Origin of the sequence: Myroides sp. WP-1, assembly GCF_014145635.1 — a bacterium.
GTDB lineage: Bacteria > Bacteroidota > Bacteroidia > Flavobacteriales > Flavobacteriaceae > Flavobacterium.
Map to the genome: position 1 here is coordinate 41,908 of NZ_JACHTC010000012.1, position 24,340 is coordinate 66,247.

General features: G+C 35.4%; 21 protein-coding genes. 7 read left to right on the forward strand and 14 right to left on the reverse strand.

Annotation, left to right across the window (positions count from 1 at the left end; translation table 11 throughout):
- Nucleotides 1-72: 72 nt before the first annotated feature.
- From H4K33_RS11405 to guaA, 4 genes are all read right to left on the reverse strand, one after another.
- Complete coding sequence (locus H4K33_RS11405; RefSeq protein WP_182649043.1) at nt 73-294, reverse strand: DUF3820 family protein; 222 nt, start codon at nt 292-294, stop codon at nt 73-75.
- Nucleotides 294-701, reverse strand: coding sequence for an OsmC family protein (locus H4K33_RS11410; protein ID WP_182649045.1), 408 nt, complete (start codon nt 699-701; stop codon nt 294-296). The genes H4K33_RS11405 and H4K33_RS11410 overlap by 1 nt, the downstream gene beginning before the upstream one ends.
- Nucleotides 701-2,725, reverse strand: coding sequence for a LysM peptidoglycan-binding domain-containing protein (locus H4K33_RS11415; protein WP_182649047.1), 2,025 nt, complete (start codon nt 2,723-2,725; stop codon nt 701-703). The genes H4K33_RS11410 and H4K33_RS11415 overlap by 1 nt, the downstream gene beginning before the upstream one ends.
- A 68-nt stretch (nt 2,726-2,793) precedes the next feature.
- Nucleotides 2,794-4,320 (reverse strand): glutamine-hydrolyzing GMP synthase, encoded by a 1,527-nt coding sequence (guaA, locus tag H4K33_RS11420; RefSeq protein WP_182649049.1) that lies wholly within the window; start codon nt 4,318-4,320, stop codon nt 2,794-2,796.
- Between the two features lie 252 nt (nt 4,321-4,572).
- On the opposite strand from guaA, the gene gltS reads away from it, so the two are divergent.
- Nucleotides 4,573-5,778: a sodium/glutamate symporter gene (gene gltS, locus H4K33_RS11425; protein ID WP_182649051.1), complete on the forward strand. Its 1,206-nt coding sequence runs from the start codon at nt 4,573-4,575 to the stop codon at nt 5,776-5,778.
- A gap of 476 nt (nt 5,779-6,254) precedes the next feature.
- On the opposite strand, the gene fsa is transcribed toward gltS, so the two are convergent.
- Nucleotides 6,255-6,911 carry a fructose-6-phosphate aldolase gene (fsa, locus tag H4K33_RS11430; protein WP_182626575.1) on the reverse strand — a complete coding sequence of 219 codons (657 nt, stop codon included), beginning with the start codon at nt 6,909-6,911 and terminating at the stop codon, nt 6,255-6,257.
- A gap of 82 nt (nt 6,912-6,993) precedes the next feature.
- The gene (locus H4K33_RS11435; RefSeq protein WP_182649053.1) at nt 6,994-7,803 is read right to left on the reverse strand and encodes an SDR family oxidoreductase; all 810 of its coding nucleotides are present in this window, start codon (nt 7,801-7,803) and stop codon (nt 6,994-6,996) included.
- A gap of 928 nt (nt 7,804-8,731) precedes the next feature.
- Here H4K33_RS11435 and H4K33_RS11440 point away from each other — a divergent pair.
- The 3 genes from H4K33_RS11440 to H4K33_RS11450 all read left to right on the forward strand — a co-directional run bounded on the left by H4K33_RS11440 (nt 8,732) and on the right by H4K33_RS11450 (nt 11,929).
- Nucleotides 8,732-10,288, forward strand: coding sequence for a hypothetical protein (locus H4K33_RS11440; protein ID WP_182649055.1), 1,557 nt, complete (start codon nt 8,732-8,734; stop codon nt 10,286-10,288).
- A 329-nt stretch (nt 10,289-10,617) separates the two neighbouring features.
- Nucleotides 10,618-11,640 carry a M28 family metallopeptidase gene (locus H4K33_RS11445; protein ID WP_182649057.1) on the forward strand — a complete coding sequence of 341 codons (1,023 nt, stop codon included), beginning with the start codon at nt 10,618-10,620 and terminating at the stop codon, nt 11,638-11,640.
- Nucleotides 11,612-11,929, forward strand: a complete 318-nt coding sequence (locus H4K33_RS11450; RefSeq protein ID WP_182649059.1) for a hypothetical protein — start codon at nt 11,612-11,614, stop codon at nt 11,927-11,929. The genes H4K33_RS11445 and H4K33_RS11450 overlap by 29 nt, the downstream gene beginning before the upstream one ends.
- Nucleotides 11,930-11,969: 40 nt before the next feature.
- Here H4K33_RS11450 and H4K33_RS11455 read toward each other — a convergent pair whose 3' ends face one another.
- From H4K33_RS11455 to H4K33_RS11470, 4 genes are all read right to left on the reverse strand, one after another.
- A complete protein-coding gene (locus tag H4K33_RS11455) occupies nt 11,970-12,512 on the reverse strand; it encodes an RNA 2'-phosphotransferase (RefSeq protein WP_182649061.1) in 543 nt (180 codons plus the stop codon).
- Nucleotides 12,513-13,859: an SMI1/KNR4 family protein gene (locus tag H4K33_RS11460; protein WP_182649063.1), complete on the reverse strand. Its 1,347-nt coding sequence runs from the start codon at nt 13,857-13,859 to the stop codon at nt 12,513-12,515.
- Between the two features lie 26 nt (nt 13,860-13,885).
- Nucleotides 13,886-14,464, reverse strand: a complete 579-nt coding sequence (locus H4K33_RS11465; protein ID WP_255493674.1) for a HutD family protein — start codon at nt 14,462-14,464, stop codon at nt 13,886-13,888.
- 137 nt (nt 14,465-14,601) lie between these two features.
- Nucleotides 14,602-15,420: a hypothetical protein gene (locus H4K33_RS11470; protein ID WP_182649065.1), complete on the reverse strand. Its 819-nt coding sequence runs from the start codon at nt 15,418-15,420 to the stop codon at nt 14,602-14,604.
- Between the two features lie 208 nt (nt 15,421-15,628).
- On the opposite strand from H4K33_RS11470, the gene H4K33_RS11475 reads away from it, so the two are divergent.
- Nucleotides 15,629-17,143, forward strand: a complete 1,515-nt coding sequence (locus tag H4K33_RS11475) for a hypothetical protein (protein ID WP_182649067.1) — start codon at nt 15,629-15,631, stop codon at nt 17,141-17,143.
- 98 nt (nt 17,144-17,241) lie between these two features.
- Here H4K33_RS11475 and H4K33_RS11480 read toward each other — a convergent pair whose 3' ends face one another.
- A complete protein-coding gene (locus H4K33_RS11480; protein ID WP_182649161.1) occupies nt 17,242-18,210 on the reverse strand; it encodes an aminodeoxychorismate synthase component I in 969 nt (322 codons plus the stop codon).
- A gap of 39 nt (nt 18,211-18,249) precedes the next feature.
- Between H4K33_RS11480 and H4K33_RS11485 the strand changes: the two genes are divergently transcribed.
- Both H4K33_RS11485 and mdtD read left to right on the forward strand, forming a co-directional pair.
- The gene (locus H4K33_RS11485) at nt 18,250-18,828 is read left to right on the forward strand and encodes an aminodeoxychorismate/anthranilate synthase component II (RefSeq protein WP_182649069.1); all 579 of its coding nucleotides are present in this window, start codon (nt 18,250-18,252) and stop codon (nt 18,826-18,828) included.
- Nucleotides 18,829-18,989: 161 nt separating this feature from the next.
- Nucleotides 18,990-20,417 carry a multidrug transporter subunit MdtD gene (gene mdtD / locus H4K33_RS11490; RefSeq protein WP_182649071.1) on the forward strand — a complete coding sequence of 476 codons (1,428 nt, stop codon included), beginning with the start codon at nt 18,990-18,992 and terminating at the stop codon, nt 20,415-20,417.
- Nucleotides 20,418-20,476: 59 nt separating this feature from the next.
- On the opposite strand, the gene H4K33_RS11495 is transcribed toward mdtD, so the two are convergent.
- From H4K33_RS11495 to H4K33_RS11505, 3 genes are all read right to left on the reverse strand, one after another.
- Nucleotides 20,477-22,744 (reverse strand): cation:proton antiporter, encoded by a 2,268-nt coding sequence (locus tag H4K33_RS11495; protein ID WP_182649073.1) that lies wholly within the window; start codon nt 22,742-22,744, stop codon nt 20,477-20,479.
- A gap of 115 nt (nt 22,745-22,859) precedes the next feature.
- Nucleotides 22,860-23,570 (reverse strand): LytTR family DNA-binding domain-containing protein, encoded by a 711-nt coding sequence (locus tag H4K33_RS11500; protein WP_182649075.1) that lies wholly within the window; start codon nt 23,568-23,570, stop codon nt 22,860-22,862.
- Nucleotides 23,536-24,276 carry a sensor histidine kinase gene (locus H4K33_RS11505; protein ID WP_182649077.1) on the reverse strand — a complete coding sequence of 247 codons (741 nt, stop codon included), beginning with the start codon at nt 24,274-24,276 and terminating at the stop codon, nt 23,536-23,538. The genes H4K33_RS11500 and H4K33_RS11505 overlap by 35 nt, the downstream gene beginning before the upstream one ends.
- Nucleotides 24,277-24,340: the final 64 nt, after the last annotated feature.

The following is a 24,340-nucleotide window of genomic DNA, read 5'->3' on the forward strand; positions in this document are numbered from 1 at the left end:
ATTCATGAGTGTTTACAGCTAGTATCGTTCACCTGAAACCAAAAAAAAACCGACGTTATAGTCGGTTTATCTTTAAAAATTGTTTCGAATATTTCGAATTAAAGGTTCTAATCCGTTTAATTTTAATTCGTATACTAAAGCTAATTGCTGGCCTAATTTTCCTTTAGGGAAGCCTTTATTGTGATACCACACCACATAATACTCTGGTAAATCAATCAGGTATTTACCTTCATATTTACCAAAAGGCATCTTGGCTTTTGCCAATTCAACTAATTCTTTCTGATTGTCGAGCATTATTTTTGCGTCCAATTAAAGGTTACCTCTTTTTCTATTTCGGGATGTAAACTTAATAAAACAGGACAATGCATAGCTACGCGCTCTAAAATTAGGCGTTGTTTTTCATCTGCATTACTCAACATACTAATGTTCAAGGTTATTTTTTTAATTCGCCTTGGATCCGCTTGCATTTCTTTGTACACCTCAATTGTCGATCCGACAATATCTACTCCCATTTCATTTGCTTTGATTCCCATAATGGTCATGGCACAAGAACCTGCTGCATTGGTTACCATATCTGTAGGAGAAAAAGCTTGTCCTTTTCCATGATTGTCTACAGGAGCATCTGTAATAATGACCTCACCTGATTGCAAGTGTACCGATTCTGTTCTTAGATCGCCTAAATACTTTATTTTTGATAACATTATTCTACTACTTTTACGGTTAAATCATTGTTGTATTGCAAGATATACACGCCTTTATTGCGAATCGTTCCTTCTGGATTTTTGCTGTACACAAATTTATTTTCAATTTCTGTCGACTTCACTCCAATTGAGCCTGTAAATCCTTCGCGCTGGAACATGCGCAAGATAACGTCTAACGTTACGTCATAACCGCGAATAGCAAAGCGATTCGGCACCGCGTTATTTTGTGCTTTATATTCGCGGGCAAAGGTTGTATCTAAACTCGTTTCACTGTCTCTTGTTACAGAAGGAAAGGTATAATTTAGTCCTACTAGTGTTTCAATTTTGATTTCCCCGTAATCAAAGACCTCACTTTTATCAAATGACGCGACCTGAATGTCAAATTTATCCGTTCTAGTTTTCAACTTATCCGTTAAAAGTAAAGCTGATTCAATACTGTTTGAATCGAGAATAAAAACATTGTTTTTTCCTGCAACTAAGGTTTTATCGATATCTTTTAATTCTTTGGTTTCGATTAGCTTGATGTTTGGATAGTTTCGTTGCATGAAGCGCTTAGTCGAGGTTTTTTTCTCGTCGACAATTACGGTAATTTTGCTATCTCCTTTACTAAAATACTCCAACAAAGCTTGTTTCAATACGTCGCCGTAAGGCATGGTTTGCACCAATTGTGGAGATGGATTTGCCTTTTCATTAGACAAAGGTGATACCAATACAATATCGCTATTTGGCAAAGCTTTCACCGCTTCATCGACATTGCTTTGGAAGAAGGGACCGATTACCACTTCTGCTTTACTGATACCTTCGCCTTGAAGAATTCTCTTTACATCAGAACTGTTTTTTGTTTCATTCGAATCAAACACTTTTACCGTTAAAGGCAATCCCATACGAGTTGCTTTATCGATCGCTAATTTTGCTCCTAAATAAAAATCCATCGTCATATTTAGAAAACCATCCGTTTTCATTCGATCATTGATATTATCACCGATGCGCGAAGTATTGAATGGCAATAACAAAACCAATTCTTTTGCGGTATAACGATCTACTGAGGTTGTTAAATCTACAAAAGCTCCAGAGGGTTCTACGCTCCACTTTGGTTCTGTTGTTGTTGATTTAACAGGTGCTCCTCCAGTTGATGGAATATTTAATTCCATCCCTATTTGCAAACCACCTTTTCGAAGGTCTGGATTCATTTCAATCAATTCATCCACAGAAAGGTTGTATTCTTTGGCAATACTGAATAGCGTTTGCTTTGGTTCGATTGTAATAGTATTGTACGCTTGATTCTCTTGTGCACTTGATCCAACGGGCTTCGTTTCACTTGTTTTAGGCGCTTCTGCCACACTTTTACCTGTTGTTGGTACTTTGATCTTCTGACCGCTTTTTAATCCTTCACTTAACTCTGGATTTAATTCCATCAGTTTTTGAACAGATGTTTGGTATTCAACAGCTAAACTGTACAAAGTTTGTCTTGGCTCAATATCAATTTCCTTATATCCTACTTGTGCTTTATCTACAGGGGTTACTGCTTTAGTTGCAGGCAGCATTACGGTTACATTAGCCGTTTGATCCGTTGCTGTAGTTGTTGCGGCAGGTGATACAAATAGATTGCTATTAGCTTTTAAGCCATTGCGTTCTAACTCTGGATTCCATTGGTACAGATCTTGTACACTTACATTATACAAGCGACTAATCCCAAACACGGTTTCCTTTGCTTGTACGAGATGTGTCTTTCTCTTTGAATCCGCTACTTGTTCTACTTTTTTTGCAACAGGGGTATCAGTCGTTCCCGTTTTTCCTGCATTTTTAGTTGCAGGAACTTGAATGACATCGCCTTCTTTAATTCCCGTTTTTGCATCGGGATTAAGCCTCAAAATTTCACTAACTGATATTTTGTTTTCGCGGGCAATCTTACTGATTGTCTCTCCCTTGCTCACGCGATGAGAGGTGTAATTTTGCTCCTGTGCGAAAGCTAATCCACTGGTAAAAATAAATGCTGCTAAAGCTATAACAAGTCTCTTTTTCATCTTACTAATTTTATAAAAGCGAATAAGTCGCTATACAAATATACAGCGACTTATTTATTTTTCTAATTTTATTCCCATTCAATCGTTGCAGGTGGTTTAGAACTGATATCATATACCACTCTATTTACCCCTTTAACTTTATTGATGATTTTATTTGAAATCTCCATTAAGAACTCATATGGTAAATGTACCCAATCAGCTGTCATCCCATCTGTTGAAGCAACAGCACGCAAGGCTACAACTTTTTCATAAGTTCTTTCATCTCCCATTACACCTACTGAATTTACAGGTAATAGGATAGCTCCTGCTTGCCAAACTGAGTTGTATAATCCGTGTTCTTTTAATCCATTGATGAAGATTGCATCAACTTCTTGTAATAGACTCACTTTTTCTGGAGTAATATCACCTAAGATACGAATCGCCAATCCAGGTCCTGGGAAAGGGTGACGTCCTAATAATTCAGGATCAATTCCCAAAGAAGCTCCTACTCGGCGTACTTCATCTTTAAACAACATACGCAAAGGTTCCACGATTTTCAATTTCATGAAATCAGGTAATCCTCCAACATTGTGGTGTGATTTAATTGTAGCTGAAGGTCCTTTAACCGAAATTGATTCGATTACATCTGGATAGATTGTCCCTTGCCCTAAGAAAGTTGCATCTTTAATCAATTTTGATTCGTCATCAAATACCTCGATAAAAACGCGTCCAATTGTTTTGCGTTTTGTTTCTGGATCATCTTGACCTGCTAAAGCATCCATAAAACGTTGAGAAGCATCTACTCCTTTAACGTTTAATCCCATTCCTTCATATTGCTTCAATACATTGGCAAACTCGTTTTTGCGCAATAATCCATTGTTTACAAAAATACAGTGTAAGTTATCGCCAATAGCTTTGCTCAATAAAACAGCTGCAACAGTTGAATCAACACCTCCTGAAAGCGCTAAAACTACTTTTTCGCTTCCTACTTTTGCACGTAAATCTGCAATCGTTTCATCGACAAATGATGCAGGAGTAAAATCTTGTTTTACACCAGCAATATCAACTAAGAAGTTTTTCAATAATTGAGCACCATCTGTTGAATGGTACACTTCTGGGTGGAATTGAATCGCATACGTTTGTTCACCTTTAATTTTATAAGCCGCATTAGTAACATCTGCAGTACTTGCCAATAAAACCGCATTGGTAGGCAAAGCTTTGATAGTATCACTGTGGCTCATCCACACTTGGCTGTTTTGTGGAATATCTTTTAGGAAAGGATCTTCAGCAATAAAAGCAAGATTTGCTCTTCCATATTCGCGTGTATCAGAAGGAGCTACTTCACCACCAAAGAAATGTGCCAAATACTGTGCACCATAACACACTGCTAATAAAGGCATTTTACCTTTAATCTGAGCAAGGTCTGGATGTAAAGCTTCCTGTGAACGAACAGAATAAGGACTTCCTGATAAAATTACCGCATTATACGCTGATAAATCCTCGGGTAAACCGTTATAAGGCAGGATCTCGCAGAATATATTTAATTCTCGAACCCTTCTCGCAATTAACTGTGTGTATTGCGAACCAAAATCTAAAATAAGTACATTGTGTTGCATATGCAAAAATAGATATTTCACACAGACTACAAAAAAGTTTTATCTCATTTTTTTAATTACATATAATACAATACAATTAGCGAATAATCTACATAAAACAAATATTTTCACATTTAATTCAAGCAATCACGTAAAAAACAAACAAAAAGCGTTTTCCACCATATCAATTCACTTGATCTTTACTTATATTTGTACTTTATGTATCCCCGCTATCTATTGATTTAGATAGATAAATATTTAAATAGACTTTATATGGATTTTGGAATTTATGAGACCTTAATGTTAGCTTGCCTTGTTCTTTTGTTAGGACATTTTATTGTATCGAAAGTGAATTGGTTAAAAAAGTATAATATTCCGGAACCCGTTGTAGGCGGTTTTCTGATCGCCTTATTCACTTGGGGAGCCCATTCTTTTCTAGATACAGATTTTACCTTCAACGAAGCTATTCAACAAAGTATGATGCTTGTCTTCTTTTCTTCGATAGGGTTGAACGCCGATTTTTCTAAATTACTACAAGGAGGTAAATCTTTACTTATTTTCTTAATTATTGCAGCCGTTTTTATCGTTTGTCAAAATTCGCTTGGTGTTATACTTGCTAAATTACTCAACCTCGACTTGCGTTTTGGTTTAATTGCAGGTTCAATTACACTCACAGGTGGACATGGTACAGCTGGAGCTTGGGCAGATGACTTTGCAGTGAGTGGTAATCCATTGTTAGGTGCTAAAGAAATCGGTATGGCTTGTGCTACATTTGGATTGATTTTTGGAGGGTCTATTGGTGGTCCTCTAGCCTATCGTCTGCTAAAGAAAAACAACTATAAAGAGATTGATCCTGAAACGATCGAAAAACAGGAAGAAGAACAAGATATTACCAAATCAAAAAACTTTTCTCCTATTAGCTATACGACCATGATGCATACGATAACCATGATGGCCATCTGCTTGGTCTTAGGACAATGGCTAGCTGATTGGAACACGCAATATTCTTTTAAACTCCCTACATTTGTTTGGTGTTTATTCATCGGATTAATCATTCGCAATAGCTTAACCTATATTTTTAAGTATAAAGTTCACAGCAGAAATATAGATGTTGTTGGAAACACAGGTTTATCTATCTTTTTAGCCTGTGCTTTGATGTCGCTGAAATTATGGCTAATTGTTGACTTAGCTCTACCTATCTTACTTATCCTCTTAATTCAGGTTGTCTTGATGCTCTTTTTTGCTGCCTATGTCACTTTCCGATGGATGGGGAAAGATTACGATGCAATTGTACTCAGCGCAGGACACTGTGGTTTCGGACTGGGCGCTACTGCCACGGCAGTTGCCAATATTCAAGCGGTTACCAATCGATTTGGACCTTCTTACAAGGCTTTTTTAATTATCCCTCTAGTAGGTGCCTTTTTTATTGATATCCTCAATGCCTTGATTTTAAATGTATTTTTAACGTTTATTTCCTAACGGTTGATTGTTGATTGTTGATTGTTGATTGTTGACGGTGAACAGTTGACAGTTGACAGCGGATTTTCTGATTGAAGCATACTTTTTCTTTCATCTAGAATTCAACAACATACAACAAACAACCTCACATCAAAAAACATATGCAACGTATTTTAGCTATAATAATCATTTTACTGGGAATCTATATGATTTTCCTTGGAATCAAATCTAATATGCAACCTCCTCTTGTTACTGGAATTGGTTTTATACTTATTGGGCTCTTATTTTTGAGTGATAAGAAATGAGGGGAACAGTTAACAGTAAACAGTAAACAGTTCACAGTTGACAGCGGATTTTCTTGATTGAAGAATATTTTTCTTTCATCGAGAATTCAACAGCATACAACAATCGACAAACAACATACAAAAAAAGCCAACTTCTTTCGAAGTTGGCTTTTTTTAGTTTGTATGTTTGTAAATAAGTTTTGTATGAAAAGGTTATTGATTCCCTTTTGCGTAATCAGCTAAGAATTGAGCTAATCCATTATCTGTAAGTGGGTGTTTCAACAGTCCTAAAATAGCAGATAAAGGTCCAGTCATTACATCTGCACCGATTTTTGCACAGTTAACAATGTGCATAGTATGACGAACTGAAGCAGCTAAAATTTGCGTCTCATATCCGTAGTTGTCATAAATTTGACGAATTTCTTCAATAAGCACTAACCCATCTGTTGAAATATCATCCAATCTACCAATAAAAGGAGAAACGTAAGTAGCTCCAGCTTTAGCAGCTAACAAAGCTTGTCCTGCAGAGAATACTAAAGTAACGTTTGTGCGAATTCCTTTTGATGAAAAGTATTTACACGCTTTTACTCCTTCTTTCGTCATCGGTAATTTCACAACGATTTGTGGATGTAAAGCAGCTAACTCTTCTCCTTCTTTAATCATTCCTTCGTAATCAATAGCAATTACTTCTGCACTTACATCACCTTCTACAATATCGCAAATTGCTTTGTAGTGGTTTAAGATGTTTGCTGCACCTGTAATACCTTCTTTAGCCATTAGCGAAGGATTAGTCGTCACTCCGTCTAATACTCCTAGAGCTTCTGCTTCCTTAATTTGATCTAAGTTAGCGGTGTCAATAAAAAACTTCATAAATTTAAAACTTAAAATTTGTTATGTTGTGTGTCAAAAATACAATATTAATTCCCTTTTACCGTATTCTTACGCTTCTTTTTTAGCCTTTAATTTTATAGTGATTCATCAGGAGTTTTTCATACATTTTTCCTGGCAGAATCTTTTTCAAAAACAGTGAAAACTTTTGCATTGGTGCACCAATAACATAGCGTACTTTGGGTTTAGGGGTTTGGATAATTTTGTAAATAGCTTGGGCCATCTCAATGGGATCCCCTCCGCTATCCACGTGTTCATTCATCATATCCAACGACATTTTATAGATTTCTTCATATGGAGAATGTTCAAGTACAGGTGCATGATAACGTCCTGCAGCAATATTGGTAGCAAAATCTCCAGGTGCCACATTAGTAACTTCAATTCCGAAAGGTTTTAATTCCATACGCAAGGATTCTGTAATCAATTCCAGCGCTCCTTTGGAAGAAGAATAATAACCACGGAAAGGCAATCCCATATAACCCGCTATGGAGGTAACGTTAATAATTAATCCCTTTTTCTGTTTGCGCATCGTTGGCAAAACTGCTTTTATTACGGCAATGGGACCAAATACATTGGTTTGAAAATTATTGACAATTTCTCCTGTAGGGACTTCTTCAATTGCTCCGGTAATCCCCACTCCTGCATTGTTGATCAAAATGTCTATGCGTCCTTCTTTTTCCACTACGATTTGAATTGCCTCAGCAATACTAAGCTCATCTCGAACATCTAATTGAACTAAGGGAAATATCGACGTGGTTACACGCTCAGGATTTCTACTTGTACCATATACTTTAAAACCTTTTTCGTGCAAAAAGTTACCGATTGATTTACCAATACCAGAGGATCCTCCTGTAATAAAAACTACCTTCGCCATGTTTTTTTTCTTTATTTCAACAAATATAGCACAACTAATAAAAAAGACAATTGTTAGTGAGGTATAAACAAGGTAAAACCAAAATGAATACACTTGACTAACTCCATCTTTTAGTACCGAATGCCACATGGTGATTTTGTCTTTTTAACAGCCTTTAGTGGTTCATTTTTTAGCTACTCGCCCATCAAAATTGCCATACTATCAATACGCGATTCTGCTTATGAGTAGGTATTGTCAATTTTCACATAACATCCATAAGAAAGATTCAAATCAATAATTTCAATTACTCTTACCTATCGAGAACTTTAGACATGATTTAACATACAAAAAGCGTATTTCACAAAAGGTCTAATTATGTGAATAATATTCACTTTAAACGCATATTTAATTATTTTTAATTAATACATTTGCACTCGTTAACATTTTATCTTACCCCAAGTTATTGGGTTAAAAAAATGATACACAAAAGTCGATAACTGCTAAGTGTTTTAAAAAGGAAAAGAACCATTATTTATTGTATTGTTTATTCCTTGTGTTTAGCAAATCAAAGGATCTATACAGAAAGAGATTGGGATTTAGTAATCATACCTAGTAAATCTACCAACCCTACAACGTAATTTCCCAAGGCTGTCACGCTCAAATTAAGTCAAACTACTAGGTAGATCGATTTGAGGAATATAGGGGACTTTTTCTGGAATTACCAGAATATCTTCTCGCAGCACAGCATAGAACAATGTGGTATAAAAATCAACAATAGTGTGCATCGGATTAATGGAAGTACAAAATCAGGTATTTAGTTTTTTAATTCGAAAGGAGTAATTCTTTTTGAAATACAGGAAATAATATCCTTCTAAAAGGTGATTTAATTACAATTGTATCAGGAGAATTAGAGAGAATATAAATTTATAATAGACAAAAAAAATTGAAAATGAAACAAATGAATTTATGCTATAGTATGTTATTAATTATGCTCAGTTTTAATGTTTTTGCGCAAAAAGAAACGTACAATTGGTTTTATGGATCTGGTCAAGGGATTACTTGGAATAGAACGCAAACTTTTAATGGATCTCCAATTGACGCACCTAATACAACAGTAGCATTAACGGGAATCCCTACACGTTATGAATCTCAAAGTGTTCGCCCCCAGCTGTATCCTATGAGCACAAGAGAAGGAGTTTTTTCATTGTCAGATTCTCAAGGTAATCTACTGTTTTATTCGAATGGAAGTATCATCTACAACGCGAACCACGATATAATGGAAAATGCAACAGAGTTAGAAGGACATAGTAGCTCAGCTCAATCGGGTATTATTGTTCCATTTCCAGGAAATAAAAATAAATATGTCGCGATTTCCATTGGAATAAGTGGAGAAAATAAACTTGCATACAATATACTTGATATTGAAGCGAACAATGGTTTAGGTAAACTCGAATTACCTAAAAATCGCCAATTTGAGTTACCTCAAGGGGTTGCAAAATCGAGTTTTGTTGAATCATTAGCCGCTACAAAGCATGCTAATGGTGTTGATTATTGGATTATTTCTATTTCCAGAGCAGGAATTGATTCAAAAATGGTAGCTTGGTTATTAACTAAAGACGGTGTATTAAATTCTCCCATAACATCTCCAATTCCGGATAATGCGCTTGTTCCAGATCGTCCAGGTTATGGTTGTTTTAAAATCTCGCCTAATGGAAAATATTTTGCTTTAGTGGAAAATCTAGCATTTAATTTATATTGGGGAGAATTTAATAATAAAACAGGAAAATTCTCTAATACCAACAACTATAGAGCAATTGCAAATAAATCTATTACCAGTTATGGAGGAGAATTTTCGCCTGATGGAAATTACTTATATGTAAGTGCTGCTGATGCAGAAAATAAAATAGCTTATGTATTTGATTTTAACGAATTGCTTCTTGGAAATACTGTAATTCTAAAAACATATGCAGCTCCAACAAATAACTATTTTAGTGGAGCGATTCAATTAGGCCCAGATCTTCGCATGTATATGACAATGAGCCCTCCTTCTTTTACTGATCCATATCCATCACTGTTATATATGTTTGAAAACCCAAATAAACCATTAACCACAAAGGTTTATGCTTTGAAAAATTTGTCTCCAGGAACTGAAAGAGGGGCAGATGGTCTACCGGGAACTCGTCTTGGTCTTCCTAATTTTGCGTCTTCTTTCTTTATGGCTATTGACGGTACTACAACTATTTGTGTTGGTGAACAAGCGGTGTACACGATCCATTCAAATGCTTCTAAAATTGAAATCGATTTTGATGAAGGAGATGGTCCTAAAATTATTAATAATATTGAAGAGATTAAGCATTCATTTAAAAAACCTGGTAACTACTTAATTAAATTTCGTCCTCTAAATAGTCAAGGAAATCCAATTGAAAATGAAGCAAAATCAATATATACAACGGTATATAGTTGTTATTTACCAGTTAATCACAATTTAATAAACGCAGATTATTAACTCAAAATGATTAGCCTAAAAATCAAGATAAAAACACAGTGCTATTTTATCTTGATTTTCTGTTTTTTTTAATACCTATAATATATAGTAAACGATTGGGTTATCATGAAAAAATCAACCAAAAACAAAAAAGCGTAAACACTACAATATCTATAACAATTGGGAAGAAACCATCATCCGAAATACTAACGCATCAAGGCTTTGTATTTCAAAAATAAATCGTGAAGGTTTTAAACATCTCAGCACAATACACAAAAATCAATAAACAAAAGGAAAATTATTAGTATTTTTGATTCGCTTACGAGACTAGATCGTTAATTTTATCGTTTATGAAAAAACTACTGCTTTTATCTTCCATTTATTTACTGTGTATAGGATTTATACAATGTCAATCACCTCAAACGGTTGTACAAAATGATTCGACAACTACGAAAGAAGCTTATTTTAATCGCATTTCTTCTGATTCAATCAAAAAGAGTTTGTGGGTTTTAACAGCAGATAGTTTGGAAGGAAGGAGAACAGGAGAACCTGGTCAGAGAAAAGCAGCTCATTATTTGGCTAATTACTATAAAAAATTAGGTATAGGAATACCTCCTACCGCTACCAATTACTTTCAGCCTGTCCCTGCGTCCTTTATGCATAATTGGCAAATGAAACTCAAGGACAGCGAAAATGTTTGGGCTTATATTGAAGGGAGCGAAAAACCTGAAGAGGTATTGGTTATTTCTGCTCATTTTGATCATATGGGGATTCTACTTAATAAAATTTACTATGGAGCAGATGACAATGGTTCGGGTACTTCTGCAGTTATGGAAATCGCCCGTGTATTTCAATCTCTTGTAAAAGAAGGGATCAAGCCGAAACGATCCGTTCTATTTCTTCATCTAACAGGAGAAGAATTTGGCCTATTCGGATCTAAATTCTATACAGAAAACCCACCTATTCCACTAGCTCAAACGATTGCTAATCTCAATATTGACATGATCGGAAGACGAAGTGAAGAACATCACTCTACCCAAGACTATGTCTTTTTAGTGGGATCGGATAAGCTCAGTCAAGATCTACACGATACAGCAGAAAAAGCTAACGAAGAATCGGTACAATTGATTTTGGATTATACATTCAACGACGATAATGATCCTCAACAGATTTACTACCGCTCTGATCATTACAACTTCGCTAAAAATAATATTCCTGCAATATTCTTTTACAATGGAACACACGAAGACTACCATTTACCTTCTGATACCTTTGATAAGATAGATTTTCCGATTCTAACAAAAAGAACGCAATTAATATTTGAAACGGCTTGGAAATTAGCAAATGGAGAACACAGACCTAGACTCAACTAAATCGAGAGTAAAAGCGGCAAAAATAGCCGATATTTCTATTTTTACACTTTGTTTTATTCACCTAATCCTTTGGATTATGCGGGCTTCCTATATTACCGGTTTTCACACGGGTTCATGGGCAGCTTGGGTATACAATCACCTGTACACTATTATGTATTATGCCTTGTATGTCTTACCTATTGTTTTAGGGTTTAGTGTAATCAACAGAAAATTATCAGTCGATTCTTTTGCTTTCTTGTCTTTTAAATCCCTGGTAATTACGTATGTACTTATTTTTATTTTGAGATAGGAGAATGAATTGTACGTTGTTTGTTGGTAACTCCCAACCATCAACTAGAGATATATTTAGGGTCAATATAATCTGTTAACCAAACCCCGTTCGCTGAGCAATAAAACAACAAACCATCTTCCTTCATTTTTCCTGCTAAGATAGTGAGTACCACCACACGTCCGTGACGAGAGCCAACAGCTGTTGCCGTTTCTTTGTCCTGACTCAAGTGTACGTGTTGTCTACTCATTTTTTTAATGCCTTCATTGTAAATAGAGGGTAAAAATCGATCAGCTGTACCGTGATACAGGAAAACTGGAGGTTCTTGTGGGGTAAACTCCAAATCTACGGCAATTGAATGCCCTTGATTGGCACGTATTTTCGTTTGATCTTCGTTTAACGAATACCTTTTCTTATTGTTTGTTGCAACAATTTCATCCAATTCTTTTCGAGTGAAAGAAACGCGATGCTTACCACACTTCTGAATCAACTCTTCAATATCAGCCCATCCATTCGCATCTAATTGAATGCCAATTTTACTGGGTTCGTGTCTTAAAATCAAGGACAAAAACTTTCCTATACTCTTTTTTCTTGCTTCTTCCATTTATATTTCTAAATCTGCTATATTCATTTGAATCTCTGCTAAACGATGTTTTAGATTAATCAGAATGTAATTCTCCTCTTCGCTATTTTTATACTTGTGATATACCGCTGTATATACTTGTGGCAATCGCTCATCCTCTACACCTTTTAAGGCTTGTAGACTGTATAGTACAACACTTTCATCGTCGTCTTGTAGGGCGGTAATAAAATAGGATGCATAGACTTGTTTAGTGCTCAATTTTCCCAAGGTATAGATTGCCTGACTTCGAATTGAGGCCAAACTAGAAGATAAGCCAGGTAGAATCAAATGAGCAAAATCTTCTGTCGCCTTTATGGCGATATACGTATAAAAACGATAGGTTTCTTCCTCTTCTATACGATCCTTATACCGTTCTAAAGTCGGCAACCAATCGGCTTCATTTTTTCCATACCAGTGAATCTTCTGCAAGACAAACAATAAATTCACTTCCACTTCTTCTAGTAAGAATGGCAAGGCTAAATCGTATTTTGTTTTTGCTAATATTGTGATTAAGTTTTCTTTTACAGCAGGGGTTGCCAAAGGAACTGTCTGTACAATTGCTTGAAGAATCTCGTCGTTAATTTCACTTTTATTGATGAGTCCCTCCAAATATTCCAATTGTTCTTTTTCATCTCTAGCGGTTTGAAAGGCCTTCCATAAAAACGCACTTGTTCCTCCTCTTCTATATCCGAACCAACCAGCGTGTTCTGCGCGCAAATCACCTGATATAATTTCATCTAACCAGCGTTCATACCAATCCAAGAAATGAGCTTCATAGGCAAAAATAGGTTGGTAATCTTCATTGAGGTAAACGATTCTCCCTTTATAAGTTCCGTTGAGAATTAAACCTGTCGTAATTGCACATCCTTGAGTGCCGATGGGTAAGATTCCTCCATACAAAGGACCGACGATGGCATCATAAGCCTCATCAGACAACTCTTCTTCATACATGCTGGCTGTTAGCGTTTTCCATTCCTCTTCGGTGAGATCAGGTCGCAATAAACACGGGTAACTTAGGTATTTTTTATTATCTCCTACAGGTAAATCTTCTAATCCATCACCTAGGGGATAAATACCATAATAAGGTCCTGCTGCACTTCCCATATAGGCATTTTCACTTGTATTTCCATTGCCTATTTGCGTGACAAATGACACATATGCTTCTGGCAACTTAATGGAACACTTTTGCTCAAAAGCCACTACTGTTGTGGTTGGTACACAAGTTCCTATTTGATATTCATGTGAATCTGCTCCAAATACCTCAAAATCTTCATCGTATTGGTGAATCGTTGCTAATTTTTCTTTGATCCTGTTCAGTTGTTCTTTCATCTTTATTTTTCCTTCTACTTCTTCTTTTATTTAGGAATAGACCAATATCCTACAATCATTTGTTGGTGTAACCTTACCTCTACTACTAGTTGCTCTTCATTTGTAATCAATACAGCATCCCAAGGTTGCATCGCTAAAGTTTTTTCATTGATTACTACAGTGTCAGCTTCTAATGCAAATAATAAAATAAAAGGTTGATGGGTTTTAAAGGGTTGATTGCGCACCTCAACTACTTCATCAATAATACGATTATGAAGCATCAAATTAAAATCAGTTCCTTTTGTATAAGACGTAATTGTATCAGTTGACTTAAATACAAACAGTTCGCAATTTACATATTGTTGATCTACTCCATTGATGGTTAATTGCAACTGCCCATCAAGCATAGCCAAATACCGATGATATCCCTGAAATTTAGTAAATTCAGAAGGAATAGTCTCTATGGTGGCACTGCTGATTCGAAAGTCAAAATTTCGATCGGCATATACCGCATCTTGAGGATAAATATGATACTCTCTAGTTTGCCCACCCGTCCACTGACTAGCGGTTACGCTTTCTTTTGCGATGAATTCAATATGCATGCTAACTTGTACTTGAAAAACCAAAATTACTATATTTTTTAAGTCCTCAACTCCCTAATTCTAGTTGATTTTTCACTAGATTGTAGTATTCGCCTTTCATCCATTCCGAATCGCTTATTCCGTACTTTCATCTGGGTTCTAAAAAACTTCTCCTTTTTTGCCTAAAAAAAACGCTTGATCACATGAAAGATCTGAAGGACGTCTTTTAAATTATATTCCATGATCGAATAATTAGCATTGCGACTTGATAGCTGTACAACTTCTGTTTTGGCGTTGTATTGAATAATATCCTTGTGTAAAATATGATCTTTGGTTACTAAGATAAAACCATACTTCGTTCGCTTGAAGCCTCCACCCCATAAATCTCTATTTATTTCTCTGGCTAATACCTCTGCCCCATTGGGAGTATCTTCTATATTTCCTGCATTCATAGTATCACCTATCACTTCAAAAGCTTGGTAATATCCCAACTCAAAGTAATCAATGCTAAATTCTACGCTGACAAAATGCTTTTTCAGTTGTTCTATGTCAAAATAGTGTTCACTATAAGTCGCATGTCTAGAAAATGGAATCTTAAAAACCTCAATATACATTTTTCCTCCTGGATAAAATGTAAAAGTATTGCCTCTTTTGTTGTAAAGAATCTCAGGTATATCACTCTTTGTCAAGTAGGTTGATTCATTTTCTAACAATAAATTAATTCCTTTCATCTGTCCTTTGATCACTTCTTCCTGCACAATTTTAGGCTGTGATAAAAACAAACTACCCTCTCCTGTAAGCAACCACTTTCTATTTAAAATTGGTGCAAACGTAACAAGCCTATTGACAAAACTGTTGCTGAGATTGACACGTCCATTAATAATTTGAGAAAAAGACGACTTTTTGTACCCTAATTTTTGTGCTAAATCGGTGTGGTTTTTTGCTAGCCCTTCGAAAACCACCCATTTAACTGCTTCATTGACACGTTGAATTTTATCCATATATATAAAGAATTTATGTAAAATACACGAACAGTATATGTAATAATTTTGGAAAATCTAAAACTTCGTTCGTATATTTGTTTTCTACCTAAAAGACAAAAATAAACAAAATACACCAACAAATACGACATAAAAATGATAATTACACAACAAATATCACGTTTAAGTAAAAATAATACAAATATCAAATATTTTAAATTCAGTTATTATGAAGTCAAATTTATCTCTCCAATCTCAACTTGAGTTTTCTGCTGATTTACTGCAAAAAGTGAATCAATGTATAGAAGAAAAGTTACTTTACACGCTTTGGTTTGGTCCTATTTGGGGATCTCAGCAACTTGACGTCCTATGGATGTATACCTCAGACAAACTTAGATTGGAACACGTCTTTTCATCTAGTTTCTCCAAATCGATCTTCCATCAACATCAGGTATTGCTTGTAGTTTTAAATGAAAAGGATATGACCCTACATGATCAAATGGGCAATTCACTTTTTAAAACAAGCTTAACGAAAGATCGCATCATTTATCAGCAAAGAGATTTTCCTTTACAACAACGACTGTATAAACCTATAACTGGGTTTAAGACACAATATGTAGATAAACACACATTACTTACTGGATATTGTCATGATTTTGTAGCTTCTAAAATTAGTGGTAGTCATTTGGCTTATATGAAGTCTTTAGCCTATAGTTTTGAGATTCTAGAGCTTCTTTTTTTGGGAGTTAAAAACACCAGTGATTCATTTACTGATCGGTTGCTTTTATTAGAGCACATTATCCCTCAAATGAAAACACTTTTTGTAAAAGGCAAAAATCAATCTTACTACATACTAGAATACTTGGATCAGGATGATATGTGGAACGATGCGCTAGAAAAGATACAACAAAACCTACGAGAAATTGTATTGGAAGTCTTTGACAATATTGATCGAGAAACCTCGTTAATAACCTTAAAACCAAAACAAAAAAAGAAAAATAAGCCGTGCTTCAAATACAAGGAGAAATTACTTCCTTTACTCGAGACCAACCTGATAGAAGAAATCTACCAATTTCACGAGACGTTGTATTTTAAAGAAGGGAAGCAAATCCGACAATGTTACCTTGTCGTTATAACTAAGAAAAAAACAAACAAAGAATTTCAAGAAATAAGCAATGCTATTGCTACAAAAGACACTGAGATTCACTTTACGATCCTCTCCCATACTCGCTTATATATTCAAGAACATGCCGATTTATTTGCTGCCTTTTTTAAGCCTATTTTAAAGCCTAAAAATTGCATCTACTCCAGTGATTACTACCCACAGATTCATTGGCAAAAAAAATACTGGACATCGGAACACGATTACCCTTCTTTATGGAGAAAAAACCTAGAGAAATCAGATAAGATTATTCAAAATGATCTACATCCGCAAACAAAAGAAATGTTTATCAGTACGCATCAATTACACAAATGCCTCGTAGTTAAATTACAGCTTTACATTTTACATCACCTTGACTACTTACCTAGCACCATTCACTTAGATACTTTACTACAATTAGCACTTTATGCACAAAATAAAGAGGCTACAACATTAAATACACTATACGGTCAACTAGGTCCTCTTTTGTTTGTGTATACTTCACAAAAAAGAGAAGAAAAAAAATTTAATTTGGTATTGGATTCACCAACGATTCAATGTTTACAACAATTTTTTTCTACTATCGAGGTATTAAAAACCTAAGCAAAACAAAGTCGATGAAGCGAGATAAAAACCTAAAAAGCCTAGATTATAGCCCTTATCAGCGTTATAATCTAGGCTTTTTACTTCATTTACATCTTTTATAAGGGAATGTAGATTTTCTGCAAAATTTCTTCATATTCTTTTTCACCAACACTGGCAAAGGTAATTCCACCGCCACTTTTGTAAAAAAACTGCTTGTCTACTTGTTCTATAAATCGGATCATAACTGCACTATCTAGTGTGGTACCATCAAATAATCCGCAAACTCCAGTATAATAATTACGCGGATACCCTTCGACTGCCTCAATTATTTGAACGGTTTTTTCCTTTGGTGATCCTGTTATAGAACCTGCAGGTAGCAACTGATTAAATAAATCTCCCAGCGAATCTTGCCACCCTTCACTTAACGCTCCACTAATCTGAGAACTCATTTGCAATAATTCTCCTTTGGACGTTTTCAGTTGGTCCAAATAACGAAAACGATCTACACGTACATTTTTTGCCACGCGGTTTAAGTCATTGCGAATTAAATCAACAATGGTATAGTGTTCGGCTGTTTCTTTTGGATCTTGTAATAGTAACTGGTCTGCTTGAGGTAAGGAGGCATCGATCGTTCCTTTCATCGGATAGGAATAGATTCGATTATCTTTAATTTGAACAAAGGTTTCAGGGGAAAAGCAAACCATTTGTTCTTTAATCCACAATTTATATTTGGCCTTACTCGCAAAGAAAACATCTTTCAAACTTCCTTCTAATGTAATGGGCGTCGACACTGTAAGGTTAATTAGATATGTATTGCCCTTTTGTATTTGATCCATGACTTGATCAAATTTTTGTTTGTACAATTCATAATCAAGTGGATATGCTTGTAATAGAGGAACAAATACTGCATTAGGTTTCTCTATATTGGTCTTTGTATTGAAATAATAGCATACTTCTTCTTCATCTAAAGTGTCTAAAGGAATTACCTCACCTTTTTCTCCTTTGTAATCAATAAAAAATAAAAAAGGTTTTCTTTCCTGTCCCAATTTATTCATCTTTGAGATAATTGTATCTTTGATGCCCATATTCATACTAAAATTGAAGGTCAAAAATACAAATTGTTTATGAGCCAAAAGAAGGAAATACTAATTATCGATAATCGCGATTCATTTACGTATAATTTGTATCAATTATTTGATGAACATCCTTGTTGCAACATTCATGTTCAGTACAGTGATGAGATAAATATTGATGATTTGGAACGCTATGATCAATTGGTAATTTCTCCTGGTCCGGATGTTCCTAGTGCATACCCTATTTTGTTTGAAATTCTCGCACGTTATGAGCATACAAAGCCTATTTTAGGTGTTTGTTTAGGGCATCAAGCCATTGGCGAATATTACGGTGCCCAGCTCTACAATGTACAACACGTTTTTCATGGACAAGCAAGAGCTTTGGAACTCGTTACTCCCGACCTGCTATTTAACAATATAGAAAATCATACAGTTGTGGGACTGTATCATTCTTGGGCATTAGCTCCTGATCGTTTTCCTTCAACCTTAACTGTCACTGCCATAAGCAGTGATCAAGTTATTATGGCCTTTAGGCATCAAACCAAAAACGTTAGAGGAATTCAATTTCATCCAGAATCTTACATCACTCAAAAGGGAAGGCAAATGATAGCCAACTGGATTGAGCAGTAAGTATCAACTCCTCGCTTACTGTATTTTTGACGTTTTACAACAGTCAGTTCGAGTTTTTTTCGCTTGACATTTTGCCTTGCTTTTATAATTCTACGCTAAATATATTGCCAAGCTAAATGTAAAATAGTACCTTCAAACGATAAAAAAGAAATGTTTTTTTAATGGAAGCAGGAATAATACAAGACCCAAAAGTCCAAAAATATCTCCCTTATCTCGGTGCTCTAGCCATTTTTATGCAAGCCTTAGATGGTACAATCCTCAATACAGGGCTTCCTTCTATTGCGGCTAGTTTAGGAGAATCCCCTTTAGAAATGCAGAGCATTATTGTATCGTATACACTTACTGTGGCACTGTTAATTCCCTTGAGTGGATGGCTAGCAGATCGATTCGGAACAAAGCGTATTTTTATTATTGCCGTTGCCTTATTTACTTTAGGTTCTTTGTTTTGTGCGTTATCTAATACCTTAAATGAACTGATCTTTGCGCGTATTTTTCAGGCTATTGGGGGTTCTATGATGGTTCCCGTCGCTCGTCTTACTCTGCTTTATGCGTATCCGAAAGATCAATTACTCAAAATCATCAACTTCATTACTATTCCGGCGTTAATTGGTCCTATGTTAGGTCCAACAGCGGGTGGTTTTTTGGTTGAAAAATTTTCTTGGCACTGGATTTTCTTAATCAATTTGCCCGTTGGTATTATTGCAATCCTACTTGCTCGATCTATTATTCCGAATTTCACAAACAAGGTAGATCGCTTTGATGTCATGGGTTGGATCTTATTCAGTGGAGGGTTGACAATGCTTACCTTAGTAATTGAGCGTTGGAATTCTCCAAACTTATCAACCTTTCAATTGGTGGGTTTATTTGTTTTAGCCGTGTTACTTATCATTGCCTATATTTGGTATGCTAAACGCAGCACACATCCGTTGATTAAATTAGAGCTATTCAAAATAAAAACACTGAATATTGGTTTAATAGGCAATTTAGTCACTCGTTTTGGCATTGGTGGAATGCCCTTAATGATTCCACTATTATTGCAAATAGGGTTTGGTTATTCTGCTTTTTATGCGGGATTGATGATGATTCCCCAAGCGCTATCCAATTTGATTTCAAGAAATTTTGTCGTTCCTATTGTCAAGCGTTTTGGCTATAAAAAAACATTAGTCTTCAATACAATTGCAACGGGTATTTTAATTAGTCTCTTTTTCTTTGTCAATCACGATACACCTTTTTTTGTTATGATTTTGTTGATGGTCTGCAATGGTGCCTTTAATGCGGTTCAATTCACTTCTATGAATACAATTTCCTTAGCAGATTTAGACAATAATACATCTAGCGACGCTAATAGCTTGCTTTCGGTTACACAACAATTAGCAATTAGCTTAGGTATTTCAATATCTGCTATGTTTCTGCAACTCTTTCGAAATAGCAGTATTGACACCGTAGATCATCCAACAGCAGTTTTTAACTATACTTTTCTAGTTATGGGTATCTTAACAATCTTATCTAGTACAGTATTTATGAAACTCAATAAAAATGATGGAGCTAGTTTATCAGGGACACAAGATTACGATTCTACTAAAAAATAAACCTCAAGTCATTGACTTGAGGTTTCTGCAAATTAATATAAAACAACATAACTAAATAGTTATAGCGATTGCATCAATAGCATAGAAGGTGCGTGATTCAACCAGATACTTCTTGTTTCAACCAACTTTTTCCAACTATCTAAGCTGATCAGCATCAAATCAAATTCTTCAATGAATTCTTTTGAGACAACCTTATTGCTAACGATGCGAATATGATTGGGCTTATACTGTTCAATAAGCCTTATATTTTCTTTAAATTCTGTGTGATTTTCTAATTCTCCCGTCGCATCCAAAATAGATACTTGTACTTCATTATTTCGGATCATTTTTTGTGCATATGGCAGTAACTTCAAATCTCCTTTACTGAAAATAGGTAAGAATACATGTTCTAGTTTTTGAAAATCTTTATTGATCAATATTCCTAGCGGTACCTTCGTTCGATTCATAATTTGCTGTGTACGCGCATTAAACCATGAATTTTCAAATAATTTTTCCCTACCTGTCACTTTGTTCAACAATACATCCGGATTGATGATTCGCGTAGTAAAGCCCAAGATATTTCCTAAAACGGAACCTCGATAAATGGAATACCCCATTTCAATCAGGAGTAAATCACACGTTTCTTGATGTACCATACCAACCACATCACTTTCAATATCATTTGAAACTTTGTAATACGTATGCACTTCTTGGTCCATTTCCGTTGCTTGCTCCTGTACTGCTTCGAAGATTTCCTCTTCATAATCTTGTGTATTGAACGAATTTAGTTCTTCACTATCAATCATATGCATGGCAGTGATACGAGTATCAACGGTTGATTTTCCCGTAAAGGCATGAGCTAATCGCATCAATGGAGCTAGGCTCAATTTATTTTCAAAGAAAAGGAAGACTTGATACTTTCCTATTACCACACCTTTGTGTTGTGGCTCATCTCCTAATGGTCCAAAAATTTTGGCGATTAAATCCAAGAGAGGTCCTGTCATAAACGTGGTAGCTAGAGCCATGATCACCATCATTGCGAATACCTCACCGGTCATAACGCCGAGGTCAAAACCAATATTTAAAACGATCAGCTCCATAAGTCCCCGAGTATTCATCAAGGCTCCAATCGTTAAACTATCCCGCCAATTAATACCCACAAATTTTGCAGTAATGGCACTACCCACGAATTTTCCGACGGTAGCTACTAAAATAATTAGCCCTGTAATTTTCCACAAATAAGGTTCATTTAGCAATCCAATTTCTGTGCGTAATCCTGTATATACAAAGAACAACGGCAAGAATAACACAACAGCAACATCTTCTACTTTTTCGATAAAAATAGTTCTAAACTTCATATTATCAGGCATAATAGCACCTGTCATAAACGCTCCAAATAACGCATGAATCCCGATTACTTCTGTACAATACGCTGAAATAATTAATGTCAATAAGAAGATTGCTACTGTTCCTTTGCTCAGTAATTTACTGCTTCCTTGATATTTAGCAATACGTGCCAAGAAAGGACGCACGAGTTTTAGCATCACGATTACATAAAGAAAAGCCAGTGCAATAATATAAAGAGAGCTAACAAAGCTACCTGCTTGTACAATGGCAATTACGGCAGCTAATAAACACCAAGCAGTAATATCATCTGCAGCGGCGCAAGTAATAACGATGGTTCCAATCCTGGTTTTTTGGAGTCCTCTTTCCTGTACAATCCGCGCCAAGACGGGAAAGGCGGTAATACTCATTGAAATTCCCAAGAACAGACCAAACGACAAGAAATCGACGCCTGCAGGTGCAAAGGATTCAAAAATATAATAGGCTAATGCCATTCCTAAAGCGAAGGGAATAACAATACTGGCATGACTAATTAAGACCGCATCATGGGCCTTGTTTTTTAGTATTTTAAGGTCTAATTCCATCCCAATTACGAACATGAAAAGGATTAAACCTATTTGACTCAAAAAGCTGAGATTACCCAAAGATTGCGTTGGAAACATCACTTCCGAAAATTCTGGAAAATACGTTCCTACTAAGGATGGTCCTAAAGCGATACCCGCAATAATTTCACCAATTACTGAAGGTTGTCCAATTTTCTTACAAATCCAACCAAATACTCGGGCTACCAAGACAATAGTTACAATTTGTGCTAGTAGTAAAGCTAAAGGGCTTTTTAAATTGTGTATTAAGGTCTCTAGAAAATTTTCCCAAGCCGAATTTTCAGATACAATGGCTTTGGTGTCTACTTCTAACTTTGAACCTTGAGTAACTACCCAATAAATTAAAGCTGTACATCCGCCAATGATTGAAACATAAAGTAGGGAATTCCTATATTTTGACATGACATTTACTATTTATTATTCGAATACAAAAATCCGAAATATAAACATCGCAAAGTATCTTACTGATTTCAAAACAAGCTTTCTTGTAATGAAACACCAATTTACTGTAATGAAACTAAATCTTATCTAAGAAATCAGTTTTAAATGTCACTCCTAACGTAAGTTCAAGTGGCTTTCCATTCGCTGTATTCAGCTGTGTTGTGATCAAATCATGCCCAAAAAAACGCACTATTTTTAGAGCGATAATTTCTCGTTTATTGATTCTACAAAATTTTGATGCAGGAAGGACTTCAACTAACTTATCCAAAGCAATATTCTTTGCGATCAATTGTTGCTCTCCTTCTAAATAAATCTCCTTATCTCTACCGTCGTTTTCACAGGTTTTAATATAGAGGATATCGTCAAATTGGATAATCGCTTTCCCTTTATTGGAATTGATAGTCAATGAGGTATTTTGCTCCAACGGTTTTAGCTGACGCATAGCTTTTTGAATGGCGCGTTGTAAACGTTCCTTCTTAATGGGTTTAGCAATATAATCGATTGCATCTACTTCAAATGCTTCCAATGCATATTCTTTATAGGCCGTTACAAAGATCACTCCTTTATTGGTTAGGAGTTGAGCCACACTAAGTCCGTCAATTCCCGGCATATTAATATCGAGGATAGCAACTTCAAAATCCAATGTCCCGGCAACCTCTAAAAAGGCAGTTGGATCATCAAATACTTGAACGATCTCAATTTCTGGAATTTGCTCACACAGCATTTTCAAATATTTCAACCCCAGTAATTCATCATCTAAGAGTATACATTTTAGCTTTGAAATCATATAAGTTTATTTTTAAATGCATGGAATGAACTTGCTCATCTTCGGATTTCTCCAATTTATAGTAAGGGCCATAGATCAAGTGCAGTCGCTCTCTCAAGGCAGATAGCCCATATCCTCCTTTTTCTTTTCTCAACGAGCCTTTCGATGATTTCTTGTTGGAAACAACCAAATCAAACTGTCCGTTTTTTAACTTAAACAAAATAGTAATAAAGGCATCATTTCCCGTCAAATCAGCGTGTTTAAAGGCGTTTTCTATCAACTCAACACAGATCAACGGTGCAACCAAATCTTCTGCATACAACGCCTCTATTTCTCCTATATTCGATCGAACATCTAAGCGAAATAGGGGATTGAGTTTGATCTTATTGATATCAATTAGGCGCATGGCAAACTCATGTTCTTCTTTTAAAGTGACTAGTTTGCGTTGACTATCGTAGAGAATATAGTCTAAAACCCCTGCCATCTTATCTAATGCATAGTAAGTTTGATAGGCGTGAGATTGAATGGAATTTAATATATTCTTAAATAGATGAGGGTCTAATCGAGATTCGAGATTCTCTAACTGCAAGTATTTCAACTTGGTGTCAAACAAGTCTTTTTCTTTTTCAAAAACAACGCGTTGCTTGTTATAGTTGAACAAAAAGTACAACAAAATGCCTATTATGATTAATAGGAGAACAATAATAAATAGGTATAAATATTCCATATTCTTATTTTACTGCTTCTTTATAGAACAAATGTACTGTTTTTTGTTGTTTGTTGTTTCGATA